The 22,992-nt window shown below is 62.1% G+C and carries 24 protein-coding genes and 2 pseudogenes; 13 read left to right on the forward strand and 13 right to left on the reverse strand.

Annotation, left to right across the window (positions count from 1 at the left end):
* Positions 1 to 362 precede the first annotated feature (362 nt).
* Positions 363 to 1,553, forward strand: a complete 1,191-nt coding sequence (locus IVB48_RS06500) for a cytochrome P450 (RefSeq protein ID WP_247398653.1) — start codon at positions 363 to 365, stop codon at positions 1,551 to 1,553.
* Positions 1,554 to 2,181: 628 nt separating this feature from the next.
* Here the strand turns inward: IVB48_RS06500 and IVB48_RS41115 are convergent.
* Positions 2,182 to 2,307 (reverse strand): hypothetical protein, encoded by a 126-nt coding sequence (locus IVB48_RS41115; protein WP_256468871.1) that lies wholly within the window; start codon positions 2,305 to 2,307, stop codon positions 2,182 to 2,184.
* Between the two features lie 5 nt (positions 2,308 to 2,312).
* A complete protein-coding gene (locus IVB48_RS06505; protein WP_247398656.1) occupies positions 2,313 to 3,140 on the reverse strand; it encodes a hypothetical protein in 828 nt (275 codons plus the stop codon).
* Positions 3,141 to 3,738: 598 nt separating this feature from the next.
* Between IVB48_RS06505 and IVB48_RS06510 the strand changes: the two genes are divergently transcribed.
* Complete coding sequence (locus IVB48_RS06510; protein WP_247398657.1) at positions 3,739 to 4,203, forward strand: hypothetical protein; 465 nt, start codon at positions 3,739 to 3,741, stop codon at positions 4,201 to 4,203.
* Positions 4,204 to 4,258: 55 nt separating this feature from the next.
* On the opposite strand, the pseudogene IVB48_RS06515 reads toward IVB48_RS06510, so the two are convergent.
* Positions 4,259 to 4,492: pseudogene (locus tag IVB48_RS06515) on the reverse strand (hypothetical protein); the annotation flags it as partial.
* A gap of 1 nt (position 4,493) precedes the next feature.
* Complete coding sequence (locus IVB48_RS06520; RefSeq protein WP_247398658.1) at positions 4,494 to 4,718, reverse strand: hypothetical protein; 225 nt, start codon at positions 4,716 to 4,718, stop codon at positions 4,494 to 4,496.
* 151 nt (positions 4,719 to 4,869) lie between these two features.
* On the opposite strand from IVB48_RS06520, the gene IVB48_RS06525 reads away from it, so the two are divergent.
* The 4 genes from IVB48_RS06525 to IVB48_RS06540 all read left to right on the forward strand — a co-directional run bounded on the left by IVB48_RS06525 (position 4,870) and on the right by IVB48_RS06540 (position 7,639).
* Positions 4,870 to 5,817, forward strand: coding sequence for a Ku protein (locus IVB48_RS06525; RefSeq protein ID WP_247398866.1), 948 nt, complete (start codon positions 4,870 to 4,872; stop codon positions 5,815 to 5,817).
* A 6-nt stretch (positions 5,818 to 5,823) separates the two neighbouring features.
* Positions 5,824 to 6,159 (forward strand): hypothetical protein, encoded by a 336-nt coding sequence (locus IVB48_RS06530; RefSeq protein WP_247398659.1) that lies wholly within the window; start codon positions 5,824 to 5,826, stop codon positions 6,157 to 6,159.
* A gap of 1 nt (position 6,160) precedes the next feature.
* The gene (locus IVB48_RS06535; RefSeq protein WP_247398660.1) at positions 6,161 to 6,823 is read left to right on the forward strand and encodes an HAD family hydrolase; all 663 of its coding nucleotides are present in this window, start codon (positions 6,161 to 6,163) and stop codon (positions 6,821 to 6,823) included.
* A 117-nt stretch (positions 6,824 to 6,940) separates the two neighbouring features.
* Positions 6,941 to 7,639, forward strand: coding sequence for a GrlR family regulatory protein (locus IVB48_RS06540; protein WP_247398661.1), 699 nt, complete (start codon positions 6,941 to 6,943; stop codon positions 7,637 to 7,639).
* A gap of 175 nt (positions 7,640 to 7,814) precedes the next feature.
* Here IVB48_RS06540 and IVB48_RS06545 read toward each other — a convergent pair whose 3' ends face one another.
* From IVB48_RS06545 to IVB48_RS06560, 4 genes are all read right to left on the reverse strand, one after another.
* Positions 7,815 to 8,942, reverse strand: coding sequence for a PAS domain-containing sensor histidine kinase (locus tag IVB48_RS06545; protein ID WP_247398662.1), 1,128 nt, complete (start codon positions 8,940 to 8,942; stop codon positions 7,815 to 7,817).
* Positions 8,942 to 9,733: an alpha/beta hydrolase gene (locus IVB48_RS06550; protein WP_247398663.1), complete on the reverse strand. Its 792-nt coding sequence runs from the start codon at positions 9,731 to 9,733 to the stop codon at positions 8,942 to 8,944. The genes IVB48_RS06545 and IVB48_RS06550 overlap by 1 nt, the downstream gene beginning before the upstream one ends.
* A 106-nt stretch (positions 9,734 to 9,839) precedes the next feature.
* Positions 9,840 to 10,202 carry a response regulator gene (locus IVB48_RS06555; RefSeq protein WP_346658968.1) on the reverse strand — a complete coding sequence of 121 codons (363 nt, stop codon included), beginning with the start codon at positions 10,200 to 10,202 and terminating at the stop codon, positions 9,840 to 9,842.
* A gap of 88 nt (positions 10,203 to 10,290) precedes the next feature.
* Positions 10,291 to 10,557 (reverse strand): hypothetical protein, encoded by a 267-nt coding sequence (locus IVB48_RS06560; protein WP_247398667.1) that lies wholly within the window; start codon positions 10,555 to 10,557, stop codon positions 10,291 to 10,293.
* 94 nt (positions 10,558 to 10,651) lie between these two features.
* Between IVB48_RS06560 and IVB48_RS06565 the strand changes: the two genes are divergently transcribed.
* Positions 10,652 to 11,506, forward strand: a complete 855-nt coding sequence (locus tag IVB48_RS06565) for a recombinase family protein (protein WP_247398669.1) — start codon at positions 10,652 to 10,654, stop codon at positions 11,504 to 11,506.
* Positions 11,507 to 11,565: 59 nt separating this feature from the next.
* Here the strand turns inward: IVB48_RS06565 and IVB48_RS06570 are convergent, their stop codons facing one another.
* The 4 genes and pseudogenes from IVB48_RS06570 to IVB48_RS06585 form a co-directional block, all read right to left on the reverse strand.
* On the reverse strand, positions 11,566 to 11,790 hold the full coding sequence (locus tag IVB48_RS06570) for a hypothetical protein (RefSeq protein WP_247398671.1): 225 nt from the start codon (positions 11,788 to 11,790) through the stop codon (positions 11,566 to 11,568).
* Between the two features lie 195 nt (positions 11,791 to 11,985).
* Positions 11,986 to 14,142 (reverse strand): exonuclease domain-containing protein, encoded by a 2,157-nt coding sequence (locus tag IVB48_RS06575; RefSeq protein WP_247398674.1) that lies wholly within the window; start codon positions 14,140 to 14,142, stop codon positions 11,986 to 11,988.
* Positions 14,143 to 14,295: 153 nt separating this feature from the next.
* Positions 14,296 to 15,021: an SOS response-associated peptidase family protein gene (locus tag IVB48_RS06580; RefSeq protein ID WP_247398677.1), complete on the reverse strand. Its 726-nt coding sequence runs from the start codon at positions 15,019 to 15,021 to the stop codon at positions 14,296 to 14,298.
* 5 nt (positions 15,022 to 15,026) lie between these two features.
* A pseudogene (locus IVB48_RS06585) lies at positions 15,027 to 15,245 on the reverse strand (hypothetical protein); the annotation flags it as partial.
* A gap of 347 nt (positions 15,246 to 15,592) precedes the next feature.
* Between IVB48_RS06585 and IVB48_RS06590 the strand changes: the two are divergent.
* On the forward strand, positions 15,593 to 16,330 hold the full coding sequence (locus tag IVB48_RS06590; protein ID WP_247398680.1) for a hypothetical protein: 738 nt from the start codon (positions 15,593 to 15,595) through the stop codon (positions 16,328 to 16,330).
* 218 nt (positions 16,331 to 16,548) lie between these two features.
* Here the strand turns inward: IVB48_RS06590 and IVB48_RS06595 are convergent, their stop codons facing one another.
* A complete protein-coding gene (locus tag IVB48_RS06595) occupies positions 16,549 to 17,226 on the reverse strand; it encodes a TetR/AcrR family transcriptional regulator (protein WP_247398682.1) in 678 nt (225 codons plus the stop codon).
* 114 nt (positions 17,227 to 17,340) lie between these two features.
* Between IVB48_RS06595 and IVB48_RS06600 the strand changes: the two genes are divergently transcribed.
* From IVB48_RS06600 to IVB48_RS06620, 5 genes are all read left to right on the forward strand, one after another.
* The gene (locus IVB48_RS06600; protein ID WP_247398684.1) at positions 17,341 to 18,234 is read left to right on the forward strand and encodes an NAD(P)/FAD-dependent oxidoreductase; all 894 of its coding nucleotides are present in this window, start codon (positions 17,341 to 17,343) and stop codon (positions 18,232 to 18,234) included.
* Positions 18,235 to 18,272: 38 nt separating this feature from the next.
* Positions 18,273 to 19,028, forward strand: coding sequence for an alpha/beta fold hydrolase (locus IVB48_RS06605; protein WP_247398686.1), 756 nt, complete (start codon positions 18,273 to 18,275; stop codon positions 19,026 to 19,028).
* Between the two features lie 154 nt (positions 19,029 to 19,182).
* Positions 19,183 to 20,109: an NmrA family NAD(P)-binding protein gene (locus IVB48_RS06610; protein ID WP_247398688.1), complete on the forward strand. Its 927-nt coding sequence runs from the start codon at positions 19,183 to 19,185 to the stop codon at positions 20,107 to 20,109.
* A gap of 93 nt (positions 20,110 to 20,202) precedes the next feature.
* Complete coding sequence (locus tag IVB48_RS06615; protein ID WP_247398690.1) at positions 20,203 to 21,066, forward strand: methyltransferase domain-containing protein; 864 nt, start codon at positions 20,203 to 20,205, stop codon at positions 21,064 to 21,066.
* Positions 21,067 to 21,331: 265 nt separating this feature from the next.
* Entirely contained in the window at positions 21,332 to 22,981 is a 1,650-nt protein-coding gene (locus IVB48_RS06620; protein ID WP_247398692.1) for an amidohydrolase, read from the forward strand.
* Positions 22,982 to 22,992: the final 11 nt, after the last annotated feature.

The following is a 22,992-nucleotide window of genomic DNA, read 5'->3' on the forward strand; positions in this document are numbered from 1 at the left end:
GCCGGGATTTGCTCCCCATGCGAATACTGACCGCTGCTGTTTTCGTCGCCTGCCTGTTCCCTCGCCGGCCTCCGCAGCGACGTGCTCAGAAGCGATCGCGCATTGCAAACAGGACGAATCCAGGCGTCCAGACGCGGTCTCGCAGTGTGCGCAGACATCCGTTCGCCGAAGCGCTCCTTTGGCGGAAGAAGCTCAGTGTCACAGCTTGATAGGCGCCCCTCACACCTCTTGAAATCGCCTCAGCGCTTCGGCCTTTTTCGACAGACAAGCCTATCGATTGCCGTTGTCCGTGAACGAATCCGCGCTGATGATAGTTTAGCCCATTGCGCTTGCCTTGGCTCATACTAGGGAGTGGACGACGGATGACCTACGTGACAGACCGATCGAGCCCCATGGACGAGACGATCACCATCGCGGACCTCGTTCGCGATCCCTATCCAATCTACAAGCGCTTGAGGCGCCAAGCGCCCGTGTTGCGGGTCAAGTCAGTGGGCCGCACGTTTCTCACCAAGGCCGCTGACACTAAGTACGTCAAAGACAATCCAACCTTGTTCAGCTCCAATGACCCGAACACGCCGATGAAGCGAGCCTTTCTTGCGCATACGCTAATGCGGAAGGACCACGAGGAGCACCGGAGCGAACGCATGGCTATGATGCCCGCCTTGATGCCGAAGACAATTGAATCCGTCTGGGCGGCGCTATATGCGGACCTCGCGGAAGGGTATCTCGACCGTTTGCCGCGCGGCGAGGTTGTTGATCTGTTTCCAGCGCTCGCGGGGCCCCTTGCTGCACGGATGCTGGCGCATGCAATGGGCGTTCCGGATGCGAGCGATGAGGACATGCAGCGGTGGTCGCAGATGCTGATTGACGGTGCCGGCAATTTCGGCTGGACGCCCGGCCCTTTCCAAGCAACCGACATCGCCAACGCGGAGATGGATAGATGCATCCGGGCCAATGCTGAACGGGTGCGAGCCGAGCCGGACTCCTCCGCCCTTTCCTTCATGGTGAATGCAAAGAATCCGATTCCGGAAAGCCAGATGATCGCCAACGTGAAAATCGCGATTGGCGGGGGCATCAACGAGCCGCGCGACGCTCTGCTGACGGTCCTCTACGGCCTTTTGACCAACCCCGATCAGCTTGAGGCCGTGCGCGCAGAGGGCAAATGGCGCGCAGCCTTCGAGGAAGGAATCCGATGGGTGGCGCCGATCCAGGCCAGTTCACGGCTTGTAATGGAGGACACGGAGATTCGGGACTACTTCATCCCGAAGGGCGAAACCGTTATGACAATCCAGGCCTCCGCCAACCGGGACGAGGAGGTCTTCCAAGACGGTGAAAACTATAACGCCCTTCGCGAACCCAACCCTCACCAGGCGTTTGGGAATGGCCCGCATCATTGCGCGGGCGCGCACCTTTCGCGGCGAACTGTGGGGGACATCCTCCTACCGCTGCTGTTCGAGCGTTTCCCTAAAATGACCTTGCCTGATCCAGTGAGTGTGCGTTGGCACGGATTCGGTTTCCGCGGCCCGCTCAATCTGCCGGTTCTGCTGCAGTAGCCTCTTAGCCGCCTGCAGCCGCATTCGAAACAGATAAAGCCGACAAAGCTCTTGGTGGGACACTTCGCCGGTTTTGTCAGAAGAGAAATAGAAGGCTCCCGGGCAAGCTCCCGAGCTAAGTCTCGGGACCGCTAGGTACCAATTGGAGCCCGCGCAGCTCGAAGCTCGAGATCAGCGGACTCCGATTACGCCGCCCGAAATAGCTGAACGTTCGGCATACGTAGTAATCGATCCAGGAAAATCGCGGTCTCCTGAAGCGCGACGGCAGCGCCGGGGCAAGGGCTGGGGGGCCATCACCAAAGCTCATGACGCTGTCTGGAGCTTTACTCGCTTATAGATCGCCGCCCCCCGGATTTTGAGCGGAAACGTCTCGGGAGTCCGGGTCCGGCGAGTAGAGCCAGACCGATCCTTCGGCTGGACCGCCATCCACTTCGTATTCCCAAGCAACGCCTTCAGGGTCGTTTTCCTTGAACCACCTGTCGGCCGTATCGGCAGACGCAAACACCTTTATCCATCCGGGCTCGCCTATCGTGCGCGTTCTGCCGTCCTGATAGTCGTCCAGGTAGAGCCATACGGTTCTTCCCTCGCGGCGAGCCTCGTCATGGTCGCGGACAGCCTCGTTCACCCTCTACCGGTCGGAGCGATCGGCGTCAGGCAAAGACATCACGGCGGCGTAGAGTTCGGCAGGAATGCTCCGCTTGTCGCCGGTAGGTTTGTGACGCCATTCCATCCATTGATCGAATGCATCCGACATATAGTTCACCTCCTCGACTTGGCGCGGAATGGACTCTCGATGGTGAAGGCGTCTGGCGCGATCCCGCTCTCGATGCGCTTCCAGGTCACGGGCGCGGCGATCGGAAATCCCTGCCGGGCACGCGGGGAGTAGGTGCCGATGGCCGTGGTACCGCGGCCATTGCGCAGATAGCCGCTACGCACCTTGCCGGCGTAGACCAGCTTGCCGTTCTCGCGCCGGCCGACGTAGAGCGACGCCACTTTCCGGGGACGCGCTCCTAGCTTCTCCACGAACGCGACAATCGGAAAGGTCTCGCTTTTCTTGCACTTGAGCTTGATCCAACTTTCCTGCCGCCCCGAGCGGTAGGGCTCGCCTAGCCGTTTGCCGATCAGGCCTTCTAGCCCCAGCTGGCACCCTTTTTCGAAGATTACGTTGCCGTCGCCCGCAAGCGCCTCGACGTACATGAACGTCTCGGGTGCGTTCTTCAGAAGCCGCTGCAGCAGCAGCTTGCGATCTTCGTACACGACGCTGCGCAGGTCGTAGCCGTCGAGGTACAGGAGATCGAAGGCGTGGTACCGCACACGCGCGCTGCGCTTTCGGCCGAGTTCTCTTCTGAGCTGTTGGAAATCCGGCAGGCCGCCGCTGCCGTATACCACCGCTTCGCCGTCGATGATCGCGCTGTGTGCCTTGAGCAGCTCGGCACTCGGTGCGATCGAGAAGAACTGTTCGGTCCAGTCCAGGCCCGTGCGCGAATAAACTTTAATATCACCAGCTTCGAGGTGTAGTTGCGCGCGGTAACCGTCGGCCTTGATCTCGTAGACCCAGTCTCCGCCGCGAGGCGGCTTCTCGCGCAACGTGGGATCACACGGCTCGATGTAACCAGGGATAGCAACTTTGATAGCGCCGTGGACACGCGATACTCCCGAACGAGACTGACGCAACGCCACGGCACACATGCCGATTCAACGCGGTCGCGCTGATTCGTTCCGTGTCTCGTCCAGGACCCGTTCGGAACGCGGGTTGTCTCCGCGCGTTGGCGAGTTGTGGGCGCGGGTAGGAGCGGTGCGATGATAGAATCGGAGACCCTGCTGGAGAAGTGTCCCCAATGTGGTGCATGGCCTATGGCGGCAAACATCCAAAGGTCTGCCTTCGCGCTACGCGAAATCCAGTTCAGGTGTCCGAGGTGCCAGGCGGAGGAGGCCGGCCGGCTCCGCCGACCAACGCCCCCGCTGCGCGCTGCCTGACACAACGCGGCCAAAGAACCGGAGGAGCTATGACGGCGACTTTCGAGGTGCCGGCTTCTTGCGGGCGACACCGAGCTGACCAGGTTCGATCCCAATGGTCCCCACGAAGAACACGACTAGCTCGCGCGCTTCCAATCCATCGTAACAGGCGTCTGGAACGTAATTGACGTTCCGGCTTTTTGCTCCGTGGTAGTCGGAGGAAAGTGCGATGAAATCGATGAGCGCTCTCGCATTGGCACTTGTCGTCTCCACAGCGATGGCCTCGGCGCAGCCGGTGCGATGGACCAAGTACACCATTCCCCAGACCGGCACCTCGATGGATTTCCCATCTTCGATCTTCACGGAAGACGCTGGCCGACCCGACGGCTATGGGCAACGGTTCCGAACCGCCGACGGGCGCGCCGACATCACGATTCAGGCCGCGCCCAACGTCGAGAACGATTCACCCGCGGCCTTTCTCGCCAAAAAGCATCCGCCTTCACGCATTCAGTACAAGCGAGTGACACCACGGTTCTTTGCGGTCTCCAGCTACAGGGGCGACAAGGTTTGGTACAACCGCTGCAACTTCTCGGGGCGGCTGATCCATTGCGTGTTGATCGACTATCCCGCAGAGGAAGAACACGCTTGGGACAACATTGTCACTCGAATGAGTCTGTCGCTGAGCGGAAGATAGTTGCCTTGCGGGACTCCGCGCAGCACTTCTGCGCCCGTCCCTTCACAGGGTGCTCGTCTCCCGGCACGTCGCCGAACTTGCGGATCACGGTTGCGTCTCCGAATTCGCCTGTAGCCGAATCCCCGCTGCGGCTGAAGGCCACCGCGCCGACAATGCCAGGCTTTCGCGAAAGCGCCTCGGCTTTCGCCACGGCGGCGTTGGGATTGAAGCATTCGACGGTCTCGCCGGCAGCGATACCGTCATCCGAAGGATGGAACGGCAGAGCCACATAGTAGGTCACCGCGGGCATGTCAGTCGTACCAATCCTTCCGGTCGCGCGGTACGTCGAACCGGCCGCGCGAATAGCCGGCAGAAATCGAAGCCCGCAGCTCTTCGACCTGCGCCTCCAGGAAGCCATTCGCGATGATGAGCGCCTTGAGAGCTTCCCGAGCGTCGCCCCCACAGGCCACAATCGCCTGGTCGGCGGCGTCCTCCAAGTCGAAGCTGGCCGGTCCGGTTGCCATGGGCTGGGTCATCGGTGCATGTTCTCATTTTGTTCATAAGAGTCAAGACTGCCCGCCACGTCTGCCAGGCACTTGACCGGGAGTGGCTCAATTTGGCGGTGGAAGCCTGCGGCAGTGTCGGAACCGCTCGGCCCCGTTCGTCTTGAGTCCGTGTCCCCGTATCCTGGAGCGTTGCGTACCCCATGGCCCCCGCGCGAACTGGAAAGGCTTCCTTCGTCTGTCCCTCGTCACCTGCCCGGTGGCGCTCTACCCGGCGACCTCGGAGAGCGAGAAGATCTCGTTCAACCAGCTCAACCGGCAGACCGGCCACCGCATCAAGTACCTGAAGGTGGACGCTGACACCGGCGACGAGGTCCCCAACGAAGACATCGTGAAGGGCTACCAGCTCGAGAAGGACCAGTTCATCGAGGTCTCCAAGGAGGAGCTAGAGGAGATCGCGCTGGAATCCACGCGCACCATCGAGATAGACGAGTTCGTCGACAAGGCCGAGATCGATCCGCGTTACCTGATCCGCCCCTACTACATCCGTCCGGACGGCAAAGTTGGCCACGACGCGTTCGCGGTCATCCGCGAGACCATCCGAGAGATGAACAAGGTCGCTATCGGGCGGGTGGTGCTGACCAACCGCGAACACATCATCGCCCTCGAGCCGATGGACAAAGGTCTCGTCGGCACGCTGCTGCGCTATCCTTACGAAGTGCGCAGCGAGCACGAATACTTTGACGAGATCCAAGACGTCAAAGTGACGAAGGACATGCTCGATCTCGCCAGGCACATCGTGAACCAGAAGGCCGGCACCTTCGAGCCGGAGAAGTTCGAGGACCATTATGAAAGCGCGCTGATCGAGCTCATCAACCAGAAGCGGGCCGGCGAGCCGATCGTGCCGAAGGATCGGCCGAAAGGCGAGAACGTCGTCGATCTGATGGACGCGCTACGCAAGAGCGTCGGCGGCGCAGCAGCCAAGACCGAGGCTCCGAAAAAGCCTGCCAAGAAGACGAAGAAAGCTGCGGCGGCTCAGAAGGAGATGCTCATGCCGATCGCCGGCAAGAAGCCGGCTAAGGAAGCCGCGGCGAAGAAGCCAGCATCAGGGGCGCGGCGCAAGTCGGCCTAATGTAACGTGAAGTATCCGGTGACGCCCGACGGTCGCTACTTCGTCGTCCGCGGCAGGTTGTGGCGCATGGCCAACCCTGCCCTCGGTGAAGCGGAGCGGACCTGTCTCGTCGGCCATCTGATGAAGGCTCGTCGCGCGGTCCGCGACGCCAAGCGGAGCGCAGACCCCAAGGCGGAGGCCGCTGCGCATCAGGCAGTGGACAAGGCAAAACGCGAGCTAGGTGAGAGAGGCCCCGTCTGGTGGGAAGACGGCGCACCGGATCTCAACCGGCACGTGGTCAAAAATACAACCTACGTCGAATGGTACGCGAAGATCGGCCGCTCACGCTCAGGAGGATCCTGAATTGACCAAAGCTGCAATTTTCGACGTAGACGGGACGCTCTTGGATTCGGTCGATCTCCACGCCCTCTCCTGGCACGACGCGATGGTGAAATTCGGCCACGATGTCAGCTTCGAGCAGGCGAGAGGCCAGATTGGTAAGGGCGGCGACAAGCTCATTCCGCACTTCCTGTCCGAAGAAGCCCAGCGGGACCACGGCAACGAGATGGAGGAATGGCGCAGCAACCGCTTCAAGTCCCAGTATCTGCCGCTGGTTCGCCCATTCTCGGCGGTCCCCGACCTGTTGCGGCGCGTGAAGGATGCCGGCGTCCGGATCGCCGTCGCCTCCTCCGCCAAGAAGGATGAGCTTTCCAAGTATCTCGAGATCGCGGGCATCGGCGACCTGGTCGACGTGACGACCTCGTCGGACGACGTCCAGGAATCGAAGCCGGCTCCCGACATTTTCGAAGCGGTCCTGAACAAGCTTGGGGTTGAGGGCCACGATGCGGTGGCGATCGGTGACACCCCCTACGATGCCGAAGCGGCGAGGAAAGCGCAGATCGCGATCGTCGGCGTGCTGTGCGGCGGCTTCACCGAGAGTTCGCTGAGGCAGGCTGGATGCGTCCAGATATATCCCGGCCCGGCCGCCCTGCTTGCCTGCTTCGGGGATTCGCTCCTCGCCAGATGAGTTCCATGTGCGAGGGGCATGATCAAGGCGAGCCTTAAGGCGGCGGTTTGCTCTTGCTGTGCCTTTTCGCCTACCCTCGGACCGGCTACAATACGTAGGCGCAGCGGGGACAGGGTGTTGTTCGACGGGTTGTACAAATGCGAGTATCGCGCTGGCCCCGTGCTGAACCGTAGCGTCATGCATGTGCGCGGTGGCCGCATGCTGGGGGGAAACTCGGCTTTCGCCCACGTCGGAAGCTACGAAGAGATCGATGGCGTGATCGTCGGTCGCGTAGCCGGACAGCGCCATGCCATGAATCCCGAGGTGCGGCAGCTCTATGGTGCGGACGATGACGAGCTGATCCTGCGCGGCCGTGCGGTTGGCGATTCCTATCACTTCGACGCCTCTCCGGTCCGGCTCCCTGATCAAGTGATGCATTCCGTGATGACCAGCTTGGATGAGGAGTCATTGCCGCCGCCAGGAAAGGTCGGCAACGGCGGCATCCCAAATGGCCTTTACGGGCTGCGCATCCGCGCGCTCGATGGGATTGACGGCGGACTGACCGGTGTGATGCTGCTGGAGGACGGCCGCATGCTGGGCGGAGACGCCTTCTTCTACTATCTCGGCTCTTACTCCTCTGCAGATAACCGCTGGCGCGGTGAAATCGTCAACCAGGAACACACGGCGGCTCGCGACGCGATCTTCGGCGGGTACGAAGTGGGCATTGGCTTTTCGGGCAGCTGCGAGGCCAACGGCGCGGTTTGGGAGGCGACGGCGCTGGCCGGAAAACGAAGTTTCCAGCTGGCGGCCGAGATGAAGCTCCTGCACAGGATCTGAAATAGTTCAGTTCGTGCTCTGGTGAAGCCGCTTCAACGGTCCACCATGGCGTAGAAACCGGTCCGGGATCAGTTCATCTCCGCAGACGGCCGCGCCACACCGTCAAGCCTATCTCTGAGAGATCTCAGAATCATGGTCACACAGTCAGTCCGTAGCTTCACAAGTTCCAAGACGTTCAGACGGCATCTAGCGGCATCAAGAACGTGAACCGTGTCTCCTCTGAAGTTGATGTGACCGTCAGCCTTCCCTTGTGAGCTTCTGCGATCTGGGACGCAATATAGAGGCCCAACCCGAGACCCTGACGGCTGGCACGAGCCTTTCCGCGAAAAAATGGCTCGAACAGCTTGTCCATTGCTTCGGGAGGGATGGGATCCCCCGCGTTGGAGACCCAAAGTTCGAATGCGGTTGCGGTCGTCTCGGCGCCCACCACGACCGGCTTGTTCGAGGACCCGTGCGTCAGCGCATTGCCCACCAGGTTGGATAGGAGCTGACCTATCCTGGTGCGATCGCAATTCACGGGTCGATCGATCTCGAATTCGGCTTCGATCACCCGGCCGGGCGTTGCCAATCTGAGCTCGTCTACAACTTGAGAGAGAGTGCGTTCCAGCGGTTCGGTCGTGTTGCGGTCAAGAGATATTCCGCCGCCGAGCCGGCCGCGCGCAAAATCGAGCACGTCGTCGATCAGCGCGGACATCCTCATGACCGTCGTCTGCATCATCGCGATGATCTGGCGCTCCTTCTCGCTCTGGACGGTGCGGTCCAGAATACGGGCGCCGGCGCTGATCGAGGCGAGCGGATTGCGGAGGTCATGGCCCAGGACCGCAATGAACTGCTCGCGCAACTCGGAGGCCTCGTTCTCGCGCTCCAACCGTTCCTCAATCGCCTTCTCGGCTGCCTTCGCCAATTCGCGCGCCGAAAGCAGCTCCTGCTCGTACCGCCGCCGATCGGTCGCCTTGATCAGTGCGAGCCGTATCTGCAGCAGCTTGCCGTCGGCGTCCCGGCGCTCGTTCGCGTTCGCGATCATCTGCAGCGGGGCATCGTCGGCAGCCAGCATGTCGATTGCGAACTCCTGGAAGGAGCCCTGCATACGCAGAAGGGGCGCGATGTGGGTCTCGTAGTAGATGCGGCCCGGCATGGTCAGGAAATCGCTAAAGCGTTTCCCGATCATCTGCTCGGCCGAACGTCCGCTCCAGTCCAGGAACGTCCGGTTCACCTGATCGACGCGGCCGGTCGCCTGCAGGGTGATGTAGCCGCACGGTGCGTTCTCGACCAGGTCCTGGAAATCTGGGCCAGAGATGTGCACTAGACGAATGTCCGCATCGCCTGGACCACCTCATCCGGCGCGCTGAGGTTCGGACAATGGCCGGTTGCCTTCAGTACGATCATCCGGCTCTTGGGAATGTTGCGGCTCACGTAGTCGCCGACCTCCTGCGACGCGATGATGTCTTCGCTGCACTGCAGGACCAAGGTGGGCACCCCGACGCCCGGCAGATCCTCACGGTTGTCGGACGTGAAGGTCACCCGGGCGAACGCCTTTGCGATCTCGGGATCCGTTCGGCAGAAGCTGTTGGTCAGTTCCTCGCCCAGTTCCGGCCGATCCGGATTGCCCATGATCGCCGGCGCCATCTGTGAGGACCAGCCCATGTGGTTGGACTCCAAGAACTGCAGCAGTTCCTCGATCTGCTTGGCGCTGAAACCGCCCACGTAGTCATCGTCGTCGATGTAACGGGCCGAAGGGCCGATGAGCACAAGCTTGCCGAACATGCCCGGCGCCCTCTGAGCGGCGAGCACCCCGATCATGCTGCTGACCGAATGACCGACGAAGACGGCGTCCTGGAGATCTAGCTCGCGCCCGATTTCCACCACGTCGTCCGCGTACCCGCCCAGGCTGGAATACTTGCTCCGGTCGTACGCCGACAAATCGGAGCCGCCGGCGCCCACGTGGTCGAACACGACCGTCCTGAAGTCCTTCTCGAAGGCTGGCGCCACAAACCGCCACATGTTCTGGTCGCAGCCGAAGCCGTGAGCGAACATTATCCCCCTGCTGCCGGCTCCCCGGACGTTGATATTATTTCGTTCGATCACGCCCGGCATCCGCGCGGCCTCTTCTTTTTCACGAGGTTTTTGTCATCGTAGTCGCGGAGGCGTGGCTCGCCAACCGATCTCTCCCTCGATCCAGGTCGAGGCGGATGTCGCGGTTTCAACCGAAGCTCGGCTTGTTCTTGCCCATTGTCCGAACTGCCTCGACGATGCGGTCCTGGTGGTACGGCTTGTGCAGGGTCAGACTATCCGGGACCGGCCTGGCCTCGACCGGGGAAAACCCAGTCACGTAGATGACGGGGAGCTTGGGGTAGCGCTCTCGACAGCGCTCCGCGATCTGCCATCCATCGATCCGCCCCGGGAGCTTGATGTCGGTGACGAGAACGTCCGGGTGTGTCGTTCGGCACAATGACAGTGCCTGCTCGCCTTCTCCGGCCTCGATCACGTTCCAACCTTCGTCCCGCAGCACTTCGACCACAAACTCTCGAACAAGCGGATCGTCCTCGACTACAAGTATACGCACAGGACGACCTTCAAAACATTGATTTGCAACCTATTTCGAACGTCTGGCGTGCGAGGATGTTCCGCTGCTGCCCGCCTCGGTCGAACGGCTAGTCCTCGGGCTGGCACTCCGGGCAGGTATCGCCGACCGAATCCAGCACTTGGCGGACCTCGGCGACAGCGTGGTCTGGAGACAAGCCGTCTGGAGGCTCCTGCCTCGCGATGTTCACCGCGCGCTCGCGGGCGTGAGGGTCGGCCCGGTCCTTTGCCCAGCCGTGCTCCTCGCATTCGTGTATGGCGCCCGCCTCCTGCAGCACGCTGATCGCCCATCCACGCAGTGTTCTGCTCGCCGGCCGTCTTTCCTCCGTCATCAGCATAAAGCTTGCTCCTGCCGGGACGAATCCTTTCGCCCGTCTTCTCGTTCCGGGCGGTTAGCACGCAGCAGGCATTCGCAATGGGCAGAGCTGAGGTTTGCTGCACGGCTCGGCCGAAGAGACCGCCGTGATCCGGGAAATCTTCGATCAGTTCGTCAACTGCCGGAAATCCTACAGCGACATCAGTCGCCAACTGAACGACGCGGGCATCGCCAATCACAACGGTCGGCCCTGGACCGACGGCATGATACCCACCATTCTCGGGAACGAGAACTACATCGGCAAGACCGTCTACAATCGCACCTCAAGACGCTTGGGGCAGAAGCTGGTCAAGAATCCGGATAACGCTTGGGTCCGGGGCGCTGCGGCGATCGAGCCTATCGTGGACCAAGGCATCTTCGCTCGCGCCCAGAAGCTGCTGGCCGAGCGCCGCGTGGAGATTCCGGAAGAAGAGATGCTGTTGCGGCTTCGTCTCACGCTCCGCCGGCGCGGTAAACTCAACTCGCACATCATCAATACGACGCTGGGTCTCAATCACGTCTCCTCGTACGTGAAGCACTTCGGTTCGCTGCGGAAGGCCTATGCGCTGATCGGATACGTGTCGCCGCGCGACTGTGACTGGATCGATAACCGGGACTTTTGGGCCGCCGAACAATCGAGGCACGCCACCGAACTCGCGGAGGCGCTGCGAACGGAACTTGGTCTCCAGGCCGATCTAGTTCCGGACGGCATAGGGCTCGATGTGGGAGGCGCGCGTGGTTTCGTTTCTGGTCGCACGACGACTGGCGCATCGTGGAAGGGATCACGCTGCGCAATGGAAGGCCTACCGAAGGCAGATCTCATCGGGCCTACTCGCCGTGATGCGGTTGGATGCGGCGAACCGCGAGATCGAGTACTACGTGCTGTTGCCTGCCCCGTTGTGCTCAGGACGCTACGTCTGGCTCTCATCTGATTCCCTTCGTCGACGTCGGGGCGCGCTTTACGCGGAAAAGGGGGCATTGTTCGGTGCCATCAAGGCGACGCTGGCAAAAACCAACCGTGCCGCCCCAACCAGCTTAGCACCGCCGAAAAAGCGATCGAAATCAGGCTGGCCCAAAGCCAGGGGCTTCGGCGGGCGGCGCTCACGGTGCGGAGATATAAAATCGCTCCGATGAGCGTGCCGTAGTTCCTTCGGAAGTCACCATTCAGTTTCGCGATCTTGGACAATTCCGAGGATGTATCGACGTCATTTGCCATCGCGCTGGCTCCTTCGTCTTGCTAGGACCAGCGCCTTATGAACCACTGTTTTGCCCGACGGAGCAAGCGATTATTTCTATTTATCAGAATTTTGACCCAAACGCTGCGGCTAATGAACTGCTGTCACGATCGACTAGATTGGCTTGAATCTCGGCCACACGGCGCGGTTCCTGGCAGCTTTTCGTATCAGAGGCCTTACGCTGCTTCAGCGCTGTGTCTCTCTTCGCTCCGCTTCCGATTGATGAGATTCAACAACTGCGCCGAGGCCCTCGCATCGCATAAGGCGCGATGGTGATTCTTGAGGTCTATGCCGTAGATCTCGCAAAGCTTTCCAAGTCCGTAGGATTTGTGTCCCGGATAGCGCCGCCGCATTCCGGCGCACGTGCAGAGCTTCGGGAATCTGAAGCGTCGCCCAATCCGCTCGAATTCGTGGGCGATGAAGCCGTAGTCGAAACTGACATTATGGGCGACGAAAATGCCGTCTCCCATGAACTCCGTGAACGAATCCGCGATTTCTGCGAACAAAGGCGCGTCGCGAACCATCTCGTTCGTGATGCCGGTCAGCTGAACGATCTTTGCGGGAATGGAGCGCTGCGGATTGAGGAGAGAGTGCCACTCGTCGATAACGCAGTGATTGCGAACCTTCACCGCACCGATCTCGGTAATGCGATCTCCGTTCGACCAGGAGCCGGTCGTCTCGATATCGACCACCACGTAATCCTGCGCGGGGTCGAAACGGTAATCGACCCGGCCGATCTCGGCCATGATGCCAGCGGCGCCGAGTTGGCGGAGGCGGGTCAACTGGTTACGGCGGATCACATCCCCTTCCGCCTTGATCTCCATGAAGGACGCCTTCCCGTCCTGCACCAGCATCAGGTCGGGGAAACCGTCCCGCATGCCGCGGAAGTCGTCGCACATGCTGCCGATGATGCTGGCGATGCCAGCCGGACCGGATCCTTCGAGCAGGGCGCGCAGCGCCTCCACTTGCACGTGATCCCAGCTGAACATCCCATTCGGGCGGCCCCATTTCGCTGCGACCGTGCGGAGGATCAACGGAAGAGAAGCTCCGGATGTGATGGCGGCCAGCTTCTCGTCAATCGCCGCGGCGAACAGCCCACGGAAGCTGCGGTCCTTGAGGCTGTGGGGTAGCCAATCGAACCCGCTGGGCATCTGGGTGCTCTCGAAGAGCTCGTCCCAAAAGAGCAGGCCGAACAGTGTTTGCCACAGCACATTCTCAGCGAAGAAAACCTTGGTGCCCTCGCGCCGCAGAACACCGGCGACGCCGGCTTCGGGGTTGCCGCGATAAGTGTCGTCGACGGTGATCGTGCGGCCGGACCGCAACACTTCGGTGTAGAGGCCCGTACGCCGTCCGCCGAACTTGCGGGCGTAGAAGTCGGTGGCGAAGAGGTGCTCCCCGTCGCTGGCGGGATCATCGATCATCCGGTGCAGCAGTTCTTCGGCTCCGATCCGATCGCCGGTATTGTAAAGCAGGCGAACCAGGCGCTCGTTGCAGTCCGGCGAAGACCCCGCCCGGTAGAGCTGTCGGGCAAGATCGCTCTCGCCCGCTTTCTCGAAGAAAAGTCCCGTCTGATGCGCGGCTCGATTGCGCAGATCGCCGCCGAACTGGGTCCCGCAGGCGGGCCCGGTGAGCACGTCGACGGCGGCTCGCCTGTGGACGGGCTCCGATCCGTCCTCAAGGCTGTCCAGAATCTGGCTGTAGTGGAATGAGGCAAGCGCCTCCTCGGCATCGGTGAAGCGTGCGCTGAACGCGGTTTCGCGGTTGGTGCGGAGGATACCCAGGTCCCGCAGCGCGAAGTTCTTGAGGTTCACCTCGGTCTTGCCGAAGTAGAGATAGAGCAGGAATTCCATTGGCCGCGTGCCGGCGAGCGCGATGAAGTTGCGGGCACCGCAGTGCTGCGCCGCCGTCGAAAAGGGTATCTGTTCAAGATAGTAGTCGATGAACTTCGGCTTCGACCATGATCTGCGGACATCTCCTCGGCCGGCCGCCTGCGCGCCTGTGACAAGGACGTTCTTCGGCAGACATGAAACGAAGACCGAATAATCGGCCTCGCCAATTGCGCGTGCGTGACCGGCCGCTGTCAAATCGGATATTGCCCGCTCGACGTCATCGATCTCGGAGTAGTTGAACAGGGATCGATTGAATATGGCACCACGCCGGTTGATCATGCGAACCAACAGGCATTGGGCGTCTCGCGAGAGGCGCTCGAAGCGCGCTATGAACGCGTGATGATCCGGAGCGAGAACGGGTTCATACGTCCGCTGCACGAACCCGAGCATCTCGGCGAAGTGGTCGAGGTAATAGTAGACGGGCAGTTGCGGCAGTTTGGTCAAGCGTACCTTCGCGGCGGGAATCGTTTGTTCTAGTTTTGTTCAAATGGCATGCATGGAGTCAAGCGCCTCGATGGGCTCTAGAATGCCCGTCGATGTTCGCCGGCTGCGCCGTCCTTCCGCCGCACGAAGCCGTGGGCCCGGACTCGCGGGGTGTTAGGAAAGCGAAGGTGCGGTATCTTCCTTCGCGCCGCGGGCGACGATCCGGAGCGTCCCGTCCGGAAGCGGCCGTTGCAGCTGCAAGGCTTCGTCCGCCGGTGCCGTCATCCAGGTTTCGACCTCGTCCGGCGTCGTCAGGATCACGGGCATGGCCTTCGGATGGATGGCGCCGACCTCGGCGTTCGGCTCCGTCGTCAGGAATGCGTAGACGTCGTTGGTGGTCTCGCCCTCCTTGACCTTCCGGACCGATGTCCAGTTGGTCCAGATGCCGGCGAAGCAGGCGAGCGGGCGGGTCTCGTCGAGCGCGAACCAGATGTCGCCACCCTCGACCTTGTTGAACTCGCTGAACGAGTTGAACGGCACCACGCAGCGGTTCTCCGGACCCAGCCACCGCGTCCAGTGCTTGCTCTTCACGTTGCGGATGTTGGTCGTGCCGCCGTCCGGCTCCATCCGGAGCAATTCCTTGAACTCGACGGTCTTGCCCTTGGCCTCAAGCTTCTCCGCACGCTTCTTGGTCGCGTCCATCAGTGCTTTCGACGACGACGGCATGCCCCATCTCGCGGTCGCGAGCTCGCGGCCGTCGGCACCGGTCCGGACGATCGGTGCCTTGTAGTCCGGAAACACGCCGGGCATCGGCGCGAGGTTGCCGACGTACCGGTTGACGACGCGGAACAGCGCGCTGATGGCGGCCTGATTGGTGATGATGGAGTAGAGGTTGCACAAGGTCGTCAGGTCTCCGGATCCGGATTTCGACCCCGTTGCGCCAGCTGCAGCAGGGTGGCCGCCGGCCGTCGCCCGGCCTTAGCACACTTGGTGCAGCGGAGACGGCTCGCCAGGTCATGGACGAAGGTTGTGGGCGGATGGCGCAGCGCGGCCATGTCGACGTCCCGCTTGGTCCTGCAGCGCGAGCATTCGATCTCGATCCAGGGGTAGGCTCCTCAGACAGCGCCCCCGATCGAATGTAGGTCGGAGCAAAAGCGGGATGAAATCAGCAGAAATGAAGATGCGTCTCAACGACTTACAAGATCGAGTCGCTCTTAAATCGAAAAGCGAGGTGATCGAGTCGTTCTTAAAGTAGAGATCGAGTCGATTTCAAAACACGGGGCCGTGGAAAATCAACGAGATAGCCGAGTCGCTTTCGAAGTGGCCCCACACTCGCTTCGCGAGCTTCGGCTAGGCAAGCCGGTGCCTCTTAGACTTTTTGATCGAGGACCGCGGGCCTGCGCGCGTAAACTGTCCTTGCCGTCGCTCAATGGTTGCGCTTGCATCGACTCTTTCGGCGGGGGAATTCAGCGTGCGTATTTTAGTGTTGGTGGCGGCTTGCGCCGCGCTCACCGGCTGCATGACAGCGGGCGAAACGGTCTCGTTCAAAGCTTCTAATCCACAGCAACAAGCTCTCATGAGGGATGGGCAGCCTGCTCTCGTCTCGCGGCAAAAGAGCTCCCTGGTCCTCGTTCGGCCGGCATCCCGACAGCTCCAAGCGAACGGCCGGCCCGTGTTCGTGGTCGGCATCAACAATCTCGGCCGTCAACCGGTCGAGTTTCGAGTCGGGCAAGTTGAAGCCGTCCAGCACGCCGCGGGGTCCGACTTCGAAATGAAGATCGTGACATACGAGATGCTCGTTCAAGAGGAGAAGAACCGGCAGGTCGCGGCTGCGCTTCTGACCGGGGTCGCCGCCGGCGCCAACGCCTACGGCGCATCGCGAGCAGGACATGGCACCTATACGACCCCAAGTGGCCGGACCGGCTCATTCTACAGCCCGACAGCCGCGGCGATCGCGCAAGGCAACGCGGCCGCACAAAATGACGCGATGATTTCCGGGACGATTGAAGCAGGTCAACGCAACATGGCCGTGCTCGAGCAAGCGGTGATCAAGGACAACACGCTCTTGCCCGGCGAATGGTACGGAGGCCAACTACACCTCGCGCCGCCCACTGATCAGGCCGGCGCGCAAAAGAGCTATACTGTGGTGATCACCGTAGGATCGGATCGCCACGTGATCGATGTGGCGCAAAGCGCGCCTGGGGCGTGACAGGTCCAACTTGATCGATATCGCGGAACTAGGATGACCGTGCACTGAATGATGCGCTTCCGCTTTAACAGGCGTCCGGCGAGTTAAATGCACCGTCACCCTAATACCTCCATCCCTGTAAACGAACCGCGCAGCGTTGGCCGCCGCTGCCAAAATGGCCGTCTCGCGGTGGGGCCTGTAGCTCAATGGTTATTTTGACGACATCGGTCACGCACGATTCAAATTTCGTCTTTTGACCTTGGGGCAGGCAAATATCCGCCCACGTGGTCGTTGCCAACGTGCGCGGCAATGAACATGGCGACGGCCGACCGGCAATAGGATTCGATTTCGTCGTCGTCCTCTGCTCTCGCCTGATCGAAGCGTGCGATCATCAGGAGATCGGATCCTTTGAAAAGCGCGGCAAACAAGCGGGCGGACCGGAGAGGATCGGGCACATTCAGAAGCGCCTTCGCGTGCAACTGACGCAACAGGGCCTCGATTTGGGCGATGACATGCGCGGGACGGGCTTCGTAATGGAGCTTGCTTAACGACTTTTGATTGGTCGTGTCGGCCATGATCATGGCTTCGACATTGCGGACATCTGATCTCAACAGCGTGCGAAGCAGGGATGATCCCACCGCCATGAGCTGATCTTCGGCCGAACCATCGACGCCTTCAAAAAGGGCCTGTGTAAACTGATGGCAGCCGGCCGCGATGGCCGCCCTGAACAGCGCCTCCTTGTTCTCGAAGTGTCTGTAGATGCTGAGCTTGGATATCTTCGCCCGCTGGGCGACCTTGTCCAAGGTCGTCGCTTGAAAACCCAATTCCACAAAGAGTTCGCGCGCGGCGTCAAGGATCGTTTGGCCAAGCGCCTCGTTGGCGGGCCGGCCGCGCCGTCCCTGTCTGTTTTCGGTCACCACAATTCCAGTACTTGACAGTATTCTAATACTTGAATTACGATACCACGCAGTGTCTGAAATATGCAAGCCATTGGGCAGGTTTCCACCTGCCCTCCCACGGAGCCCATCACCATGGATGACGTCATCATCATCGGCGGCAGCTTTGCCGGTCTCGCCGGCGCCCTGCAGCTCGGCCGTGCCCGCCGCAAGGTCACCGTTCTCGATACCGGCCTGCCGCGCAACCGCTTCGCTGGCCACTCGCATGGCCTGCTCGGCCACGATCACAAGGCGCCGCTGGACATCCTGGTCGAGGCGCGGCAGCAGCTGGCGCGTTATCCCACGATCAAGCTGGTCAGTGCCCGGGCCGACAGTGTCTCCGGCGGCATCGACGATTTCAATGTCCTCACTTCCGATGGCGAAAGCTTTGGGGCGCGTCGTCTGATCCTGAGCTATGGCATCACCGACCAGATGCCTGATGTTCCGGGCTTTGCCGAAGGCTGGGGCACGTCCATCGTGCCCTGCCCCTATTGCGACGGCTTTGAAGTCGCCGGCCAGCATTGGGGCCTCGTCTGGTCCGGCCCGCAGTCGCACAATCAGGCCAGGCTGTTCCTCGACTGGACCGACAAGTTGACTGCCTTTGCCGATGGTCGCGACATTCCGCCTGATATTAAGGCCGATCTGGCGCGCCGCAACATACCTGTCGTCGATGGCCGGATCACCGGGATCGCCCATCACAAGGGGCATATCGCCACCGTCAATCTCGATACCGGCCGCAATGTCGCAGTCGACATCCTGTTCGCCCATCCGCGCACCAAGCCGTCCGCAAGCCTGCATGAATCACTGGGCCTCGCCACGGTGGATACGCCGGGCGGCATCGTTCTCAAGGTCGACGAGCGCCGCCAAACAAGCATGCCCGGCATCTACGCCGCCGGCGACCTCACCACGCCCTTCTTGCCCTCGGTCACCACGGCGTCATGGCAAGGCGCGATGGCGGGTATCTTCGCCCAGCAGTCGATGCTGGTTTGAGATCAAAGTTTCCCTTTTACCCGAAATCAGGATTTCCGATGATCGACGACCTTCCCATTGTGCTCCTCCATGGCTCCGCCACCGGCTCCCACTCCTGGGCCGCGGTCCGCACAGGTCTTGAGGCGCGCGGCGCCCGGGCGTTGGCACCCGACATGCTCGGCTACGGACGGTCGCCGACACCGAGCGAGGCGTGGCAGCCAAAGGACGAGGTTTCCCACCTGCGCGGCTGGCTCGACATGCAGGGCGTCGGCGCGTTCCACCTCGTCACCCACTCACTCGGGGCATTTTTCGGACTTCACCTGCGGCTGGCCGTCGAGTCTCGCGTGGCGCGGCTCACGTTGATCGATCCTGTGGTCGTCAGCGTGCTGCGCGTGCCCGGGGAAGAAGACGCCCTGCGCGAGGGGCAGACCCTCTGCGATCGGTTCATGCGCGCGTGGCCGGATCACGGTGCGGCCGCCTGCCTGCTGGTGGAGCACTGGAGCGGCGCCGGCACGTGGAACGCGCTGGGCGAGAAGGGGCGTGCGCTGGTTACACGGCTCGCACCGCGGCTAAGGCTCGAGATGACCGCCAGCGCAGCCGATCGGACCATGCTCGCCGAGTTCACCTCGACCGCGGTGCCGACCTTGGTGCTCGTCGGCGAGCGGACGTCGGCCGCTCCGCGGTCGGTGAGCCGTCTGCTCGCGGGAGCGTTCGACGCCCGCACGGTCGTTGTCCCCGGCGCTGCACACATGATCCCGCTGACCCACCCCGCCGCGGTCGTCGAGGCGATTCACGCCGACATGGTGGCGTCGTGAGTCGCGCCGAGCAGAAACGGCACAGCCGAGACGCGACGTCCGCGGGCACTACCAATTCAACATCAGGTCCACGACTCGCCAGTGAAGTTGTTCGGTCACACCATTCTCGTCACCGGCACGAGCGCCGTTATTGGTCTCGCGGAGAAACCTTGACATGAAACACTCCCATCCCATCCTTGTCACCGGTGCCGCTGGCCAAGTTGGAGCGATCGGACCGAGCGTGACGAAGTCCCTGCTGGAGCGCGGGCTGAAGGTGCGCGCCATGGTCCGCCAGGATGACGGTCGAGCGGAATCGCTGAGGGCGCTTGGTGCCGAGGTGATCGTCGGAGATCTGCTCGACCTGGACGCGGTGCACCGCGCCGTGGATGGCTGCAAGCGCCTGTACTTCAGCATGTCGGTCAACGAGAGGTATCTCGAGGCTACGACGAACGTGGCTGTGGTTGCCCGGCACCATGACGTCGAAGCATTCGTCAACATGTCGCAGATGACGGTCTCGGAGATGAGCATCCGCGAGACCGCCCGCAGCCCGCAGCACAAGCAGCACTGGCTCGCCGAGCAGGTCTTGCGGTGGAGCGGCTTGCCGGTGGTCACGATGCGTCCGACCGCCTTCATGGACGCGTTCTTCTGGCGATTTGCCGTTCCGACGGTCACCGCTCAGGATGCGCTGATGTTGCCCTTTGGAGAGGGAAAGACGTCGCCAATCGCCGCCCACGATGTTGCGCGGTGCGTGACAGAGGTGTTGGCCAATCCCGAGTCTCACCTTGGAAAGGTTTACGAGCTGACCGGTCCCCGTGCGGAGACTCTTCGTGAGGTCGCCGAAGATTTCACAAGAGTCCTGGGGCGTCCAATCACCTACATGAACGTTCCGTTGGAACGGTGGCTGGGGAGCCTGCTATCCTTTGGCGCATCCGAACACGTGGTCGCCCACTTGGAGTCCATGGCACTGCTGCACCGAGACGGCCGATACGACCGATCCTCGGACCATGTGAACCTGCTGACCGGTGTGTCGCCGATGTCGATCGAGGACTTCGTGCGCGCGCATCAGAACGACTTTGTGAAGGCAGACGCGCGCAAGCCGTAACCTTTCGCTTGTGGGCCGGATGAACTGCATCGTCTCGGAAGTCCCCGGCGGTCGCCACTGCTTCCAGTGACCAGGCCAGAACAAGGACATGTCATGGCAAAGCACAATGCCGATCAGGTCGCCGACTGGAATGGCCAAAGCGGGGAGCGCTGGGTCGCCCACCAGGCCCGGCTCGATGCCAGGGTGGCGGTGTTCGGCCAGGCCGCGATCGAAGCCGCAGCGCCCGCCACGGGCGAACGCGTGCTGGACATCGGCTGCGGCGCGGGCGCGTCGAGTCTGGCTCTGGCCGCCCGCGTCGGCGCGGGGGGCCATGTGCTGGGCGTGGACATATCCGAACCGCTGATCGGCCGCGCGCGCGCGCTTGCGCCACCGGATATGCCGGTCCAGTTCCGGGTGGCCGACGCTGGCAGAGCCGAGCTGCCCGAGGGCGCGTTCGACATCCTGTTCTCGCGTTTCGGGGTGATGTTCTTTGACGATCCTACGGCGGCGTTCGCTCATATGCGCCGTGCGCTCAAGCCGTGCGGGCGGGTCGCTTTCGTCTGCTGGCGTGGTGCGGCCGAGAACGATTGGGTGCGATTGCCGATGGACGCGATCAAAGGCATCGTCCCGCCGACGGCGCCGCCCGATCCCGAAGTGCCCGGCCCATTCTCGTTCGGCGACCGGGGGCGGGTGGTTCGCATCCTGACGGCGGCCGGCTTCACCGATATCGCTATCGCGCCCTTCGATGTTTCCATCCCGTTTGGCGAGGGCGAGACGCGGGACGCGGCGGTCGACGACGCGGTGAAGATGACGTTCGAGGTCGGCCCGCTGGCGCGCGCGCTCGCTGATCAGCCCGACGACATCCGCGCCCGCGCCTCGGCCGCGGTTCGTGCCGCCTTCGCGGGCCGCGCCGGCGAGCGGTCGGTGATGATCGACAGAGCGACCTGGATCGTCACGGCGCGCAATCCGGCAAGCTGACAAGGGATTAGCAGGGGAGACGCCCCGCTCGGTGCAAAGCGAGTGAGGCTGCCGCGCGGAAGCCCATCGGGCGAAGGCGGGCTGCAACATCAATTGCTTGAGCCGTTACCGAACTTTCCGGTGGACCGGCTGATTTTGTTGGTGCCAGACGTGGTCAAGATCACGACACTCCCCGTTGCGACACGCGATGTCCGCGGGCGCATCCAGCGGATGTGCGGCGCCGCTCCTGCCTCTCACTCCTGCCTCTCTCATTTCGGGACTGAACATGCGCAAGCTTCTGGCGATTTTGGTGATCTCGTGCTGGGCCACTCTGGCTTACGCACAAAAGGCGGACCTCATTGTCACGAACGCAAAAATCGTGACGCTGGATCCAGCATCGACGATCGCGCAGGCTCTCGCAGTCCGCGACGGCAGGATCGTCGCGATTGGCGGCAACGATGCCGTGGAAGGCCTGATCGGGCCCACGACGCGCCGCGTCGACGCCGGCGGACGCACGATCATCCCGGGATTGATCGATTCCCATATTCACGCCGTGCGCGCCGGCCTCACCTACGCAACCGAGGTCAACTGGATCGGCGCAAAGACGATTCCCGAGGCCATGGAACGCTTGCGCCAGGCGGCAAAGGCGCGCGCGGCATCCTGGATCATCGTGGCCGGTGGCTGGAGCGAATTGCAATTTGCGGAGAAGCGGCGGCCAACGCTCGCCGAGGTGACGTCGGCGGTTCCCGACAATCCGGCTTACATCCAGCTGTTCTATTCGGCGGTGCTGATGACGCCGAAAGCGCAGCAATCGCTCGGGATGTCCGCGGATCAGTTGCCGGCCGGTATCACGACTGAGCGCGCCGCATCGGGCGACACCACGGGCTGGTTCAACGGCTCCATTGTCAGCATCTCCGCGCTGTTCGATCGGCTGCCGAGGCCGAATTTCGAAGAGAATGTCGCAGGCACAAGGCAGTTCTTCACGGAGCTCAATCGTCTTGGCGTGACCGGGATCGTGGATCCCGGCGGCTTCAGCATCTATCCCAGCCACTATGCCGCCCTGCAAAAGCTCTGGCGTGACAAATCGCTTTCGGTTCGGGTTGCCTTCAGCCTGTTCGCCCAGAATGTCGGCGCGGAATTCGAGGAGTACAAGACTCTCACGCCGTTCCTGCCGATGGGATTCGGCGACGACATGCTGCGGTTCAACGGAATCGGTGAACGGATCACCGGCGCCATGTACAACAACAACGCGCCCGACGCGGCCGCCAAGGACAAGTTCCGCGAGATCATTCGCTGGGCGGCCAAGCAAGGGCTGACCGTCACCATCCATTGGCAGGAAGACAAATCCGTCCATCACCTCCTGGACCTCTATGACGAGGTCAACAAGGAGACGCCGCTCGCGCCGCTGCGCTGGTCCATCGCCCATCTCGACAACACCTCGCCCCAAACGCTGGCGCGCATGAAAGCCCTCGGTGTCGGCTGGACCATACAGGACGCGATGTATCTCGGCGGCGACCGCATCGTGGCGCAGGCCGGCGAAGCCGCGCGCAGCATGCCACCCCTCGCCACGGCGTTGCGCATGGGGGTCCATGTCGGCGCCGGTACGGATGCGCATCGGGTCGCATCCTACAATCCGTTCGTGGCGCTGCAATGGATGCTCGACGGCAAGACCGTCGGCGGACTGTCGACGCGCGGCCCGGACGAAACACCCAGCCGCGAAGATGCCTTGCGCCTCTACACGGTGGGAAGCGCGTGGTTCTGCTTCGACGAGACGCGGCGCGGCACGCTGGAGACCGGCAAGCTCGCCGACTTCGCGATTCTCGATCGGGATTTCCTGTCCGTCCCCGTCGAGCAGATTGGCGCCACGGCGTCTCTGCTGACGGTCGTGGGCGGCAAGGTCGTCTACGCAGCGGATGCTTTCGCGAGCGCGAAATAGGGGTTGGAGGC

The organism is Bradyrhizobium sp. 76 (genome assembly GCF_023073025.1).
In the GTDB taxonomy this organism is placed as follows: domain Bacteria; phylum Pseudomonadota; class Alphaproteobacteria; order Rhizobiales; family Xanthobacteraceae; genus Bradyrhizobium.

Bases quoted from the DNA above. Each gene is read 5' to 3' on its own strand.
- IVB48_RS06550 (WP_247398663.1), bottom strand. From the start codon at position 9,733: ATGCCGGGCGTGATCGAACGAAATAATATCAACGTCCGGGGAGCCGGC.
- IVB48_RS06620 (WP_247398692.1), top strand. From the start codon at position 21,332: ATGCGCAAGCTTCTGGCGATTTTGGTGATCTCGTGCTGGGCCACTCTG.
- IVB48_RS06520 (WP_247398658.1), bottom strand. From the start codon at position 4,718: ATGACCCAGCCCATGGCAACCGGACCGGCCAGCTTCGACTTGGAGGAC.
- IVB48_RS06510 (WP_247398657.1), top strand. From the start codon at position 3,739: ATGAAATCGATGAGCGCTCTCGCATTGGCACTTGTCGTCTCCACAGCG.
- IVB48_RS06610 (WP_247398688.1), top strand. From the start codon at position 19,183: ATGAAACACTCCCATCCCATCCTTGTCACCGGTGCCGCTGGCCAAGTT.
- IVB48_RS06570 (WP_247398671.1), bottom strand. From the start codon at position 11,790: ATGGCAAATGACGTCGATACATCCTCGGAATTGTCCAAGATCGCGAAA.
- IVB48_RS06605 (WP_247398686.1), top strand. From the start codon at position 18,273: ATGATCGACGACCTTCCCATTGTGCTCCTCCATGGCTCCGCCACCGGC.
- IVB48_RS06600 (WP_247398684.1), top strand. From the start codon at position 17,341: ATGGATGACGTCATCATCATCGGCGGCAGCTTTGCCGGTCTCGCCGGC.
- IVB48_RS06560 (WP_247398667.1), bottom strand. From the start codon at position 10,557: ATGCTGATGACGGAGGAAAGACGGCCGGCGAGCAGAACACTGCGTGGA.
- IVB48_RS06500 (WP_247398653.1), top strand. From the start codon at position 363: ATGACCTACGTGACAGACCGATCGAGCCCCATGGACGAGACGATCACC.
- IVB48_RS41115 (WP_256468871.1), bottom strand. From the start codon at position 2,307: ATGTCGGATGCATTCGATCAATGGATGGAATGGCGTCACAAACCTACC.
- IVB48_RS06615 (WP_247398690.1), top strand. From the start codon at position 20,203: ATGGCAAAGCACAATGCCGATCAGGTCGCCGACTGGAATGGCCAAAGC.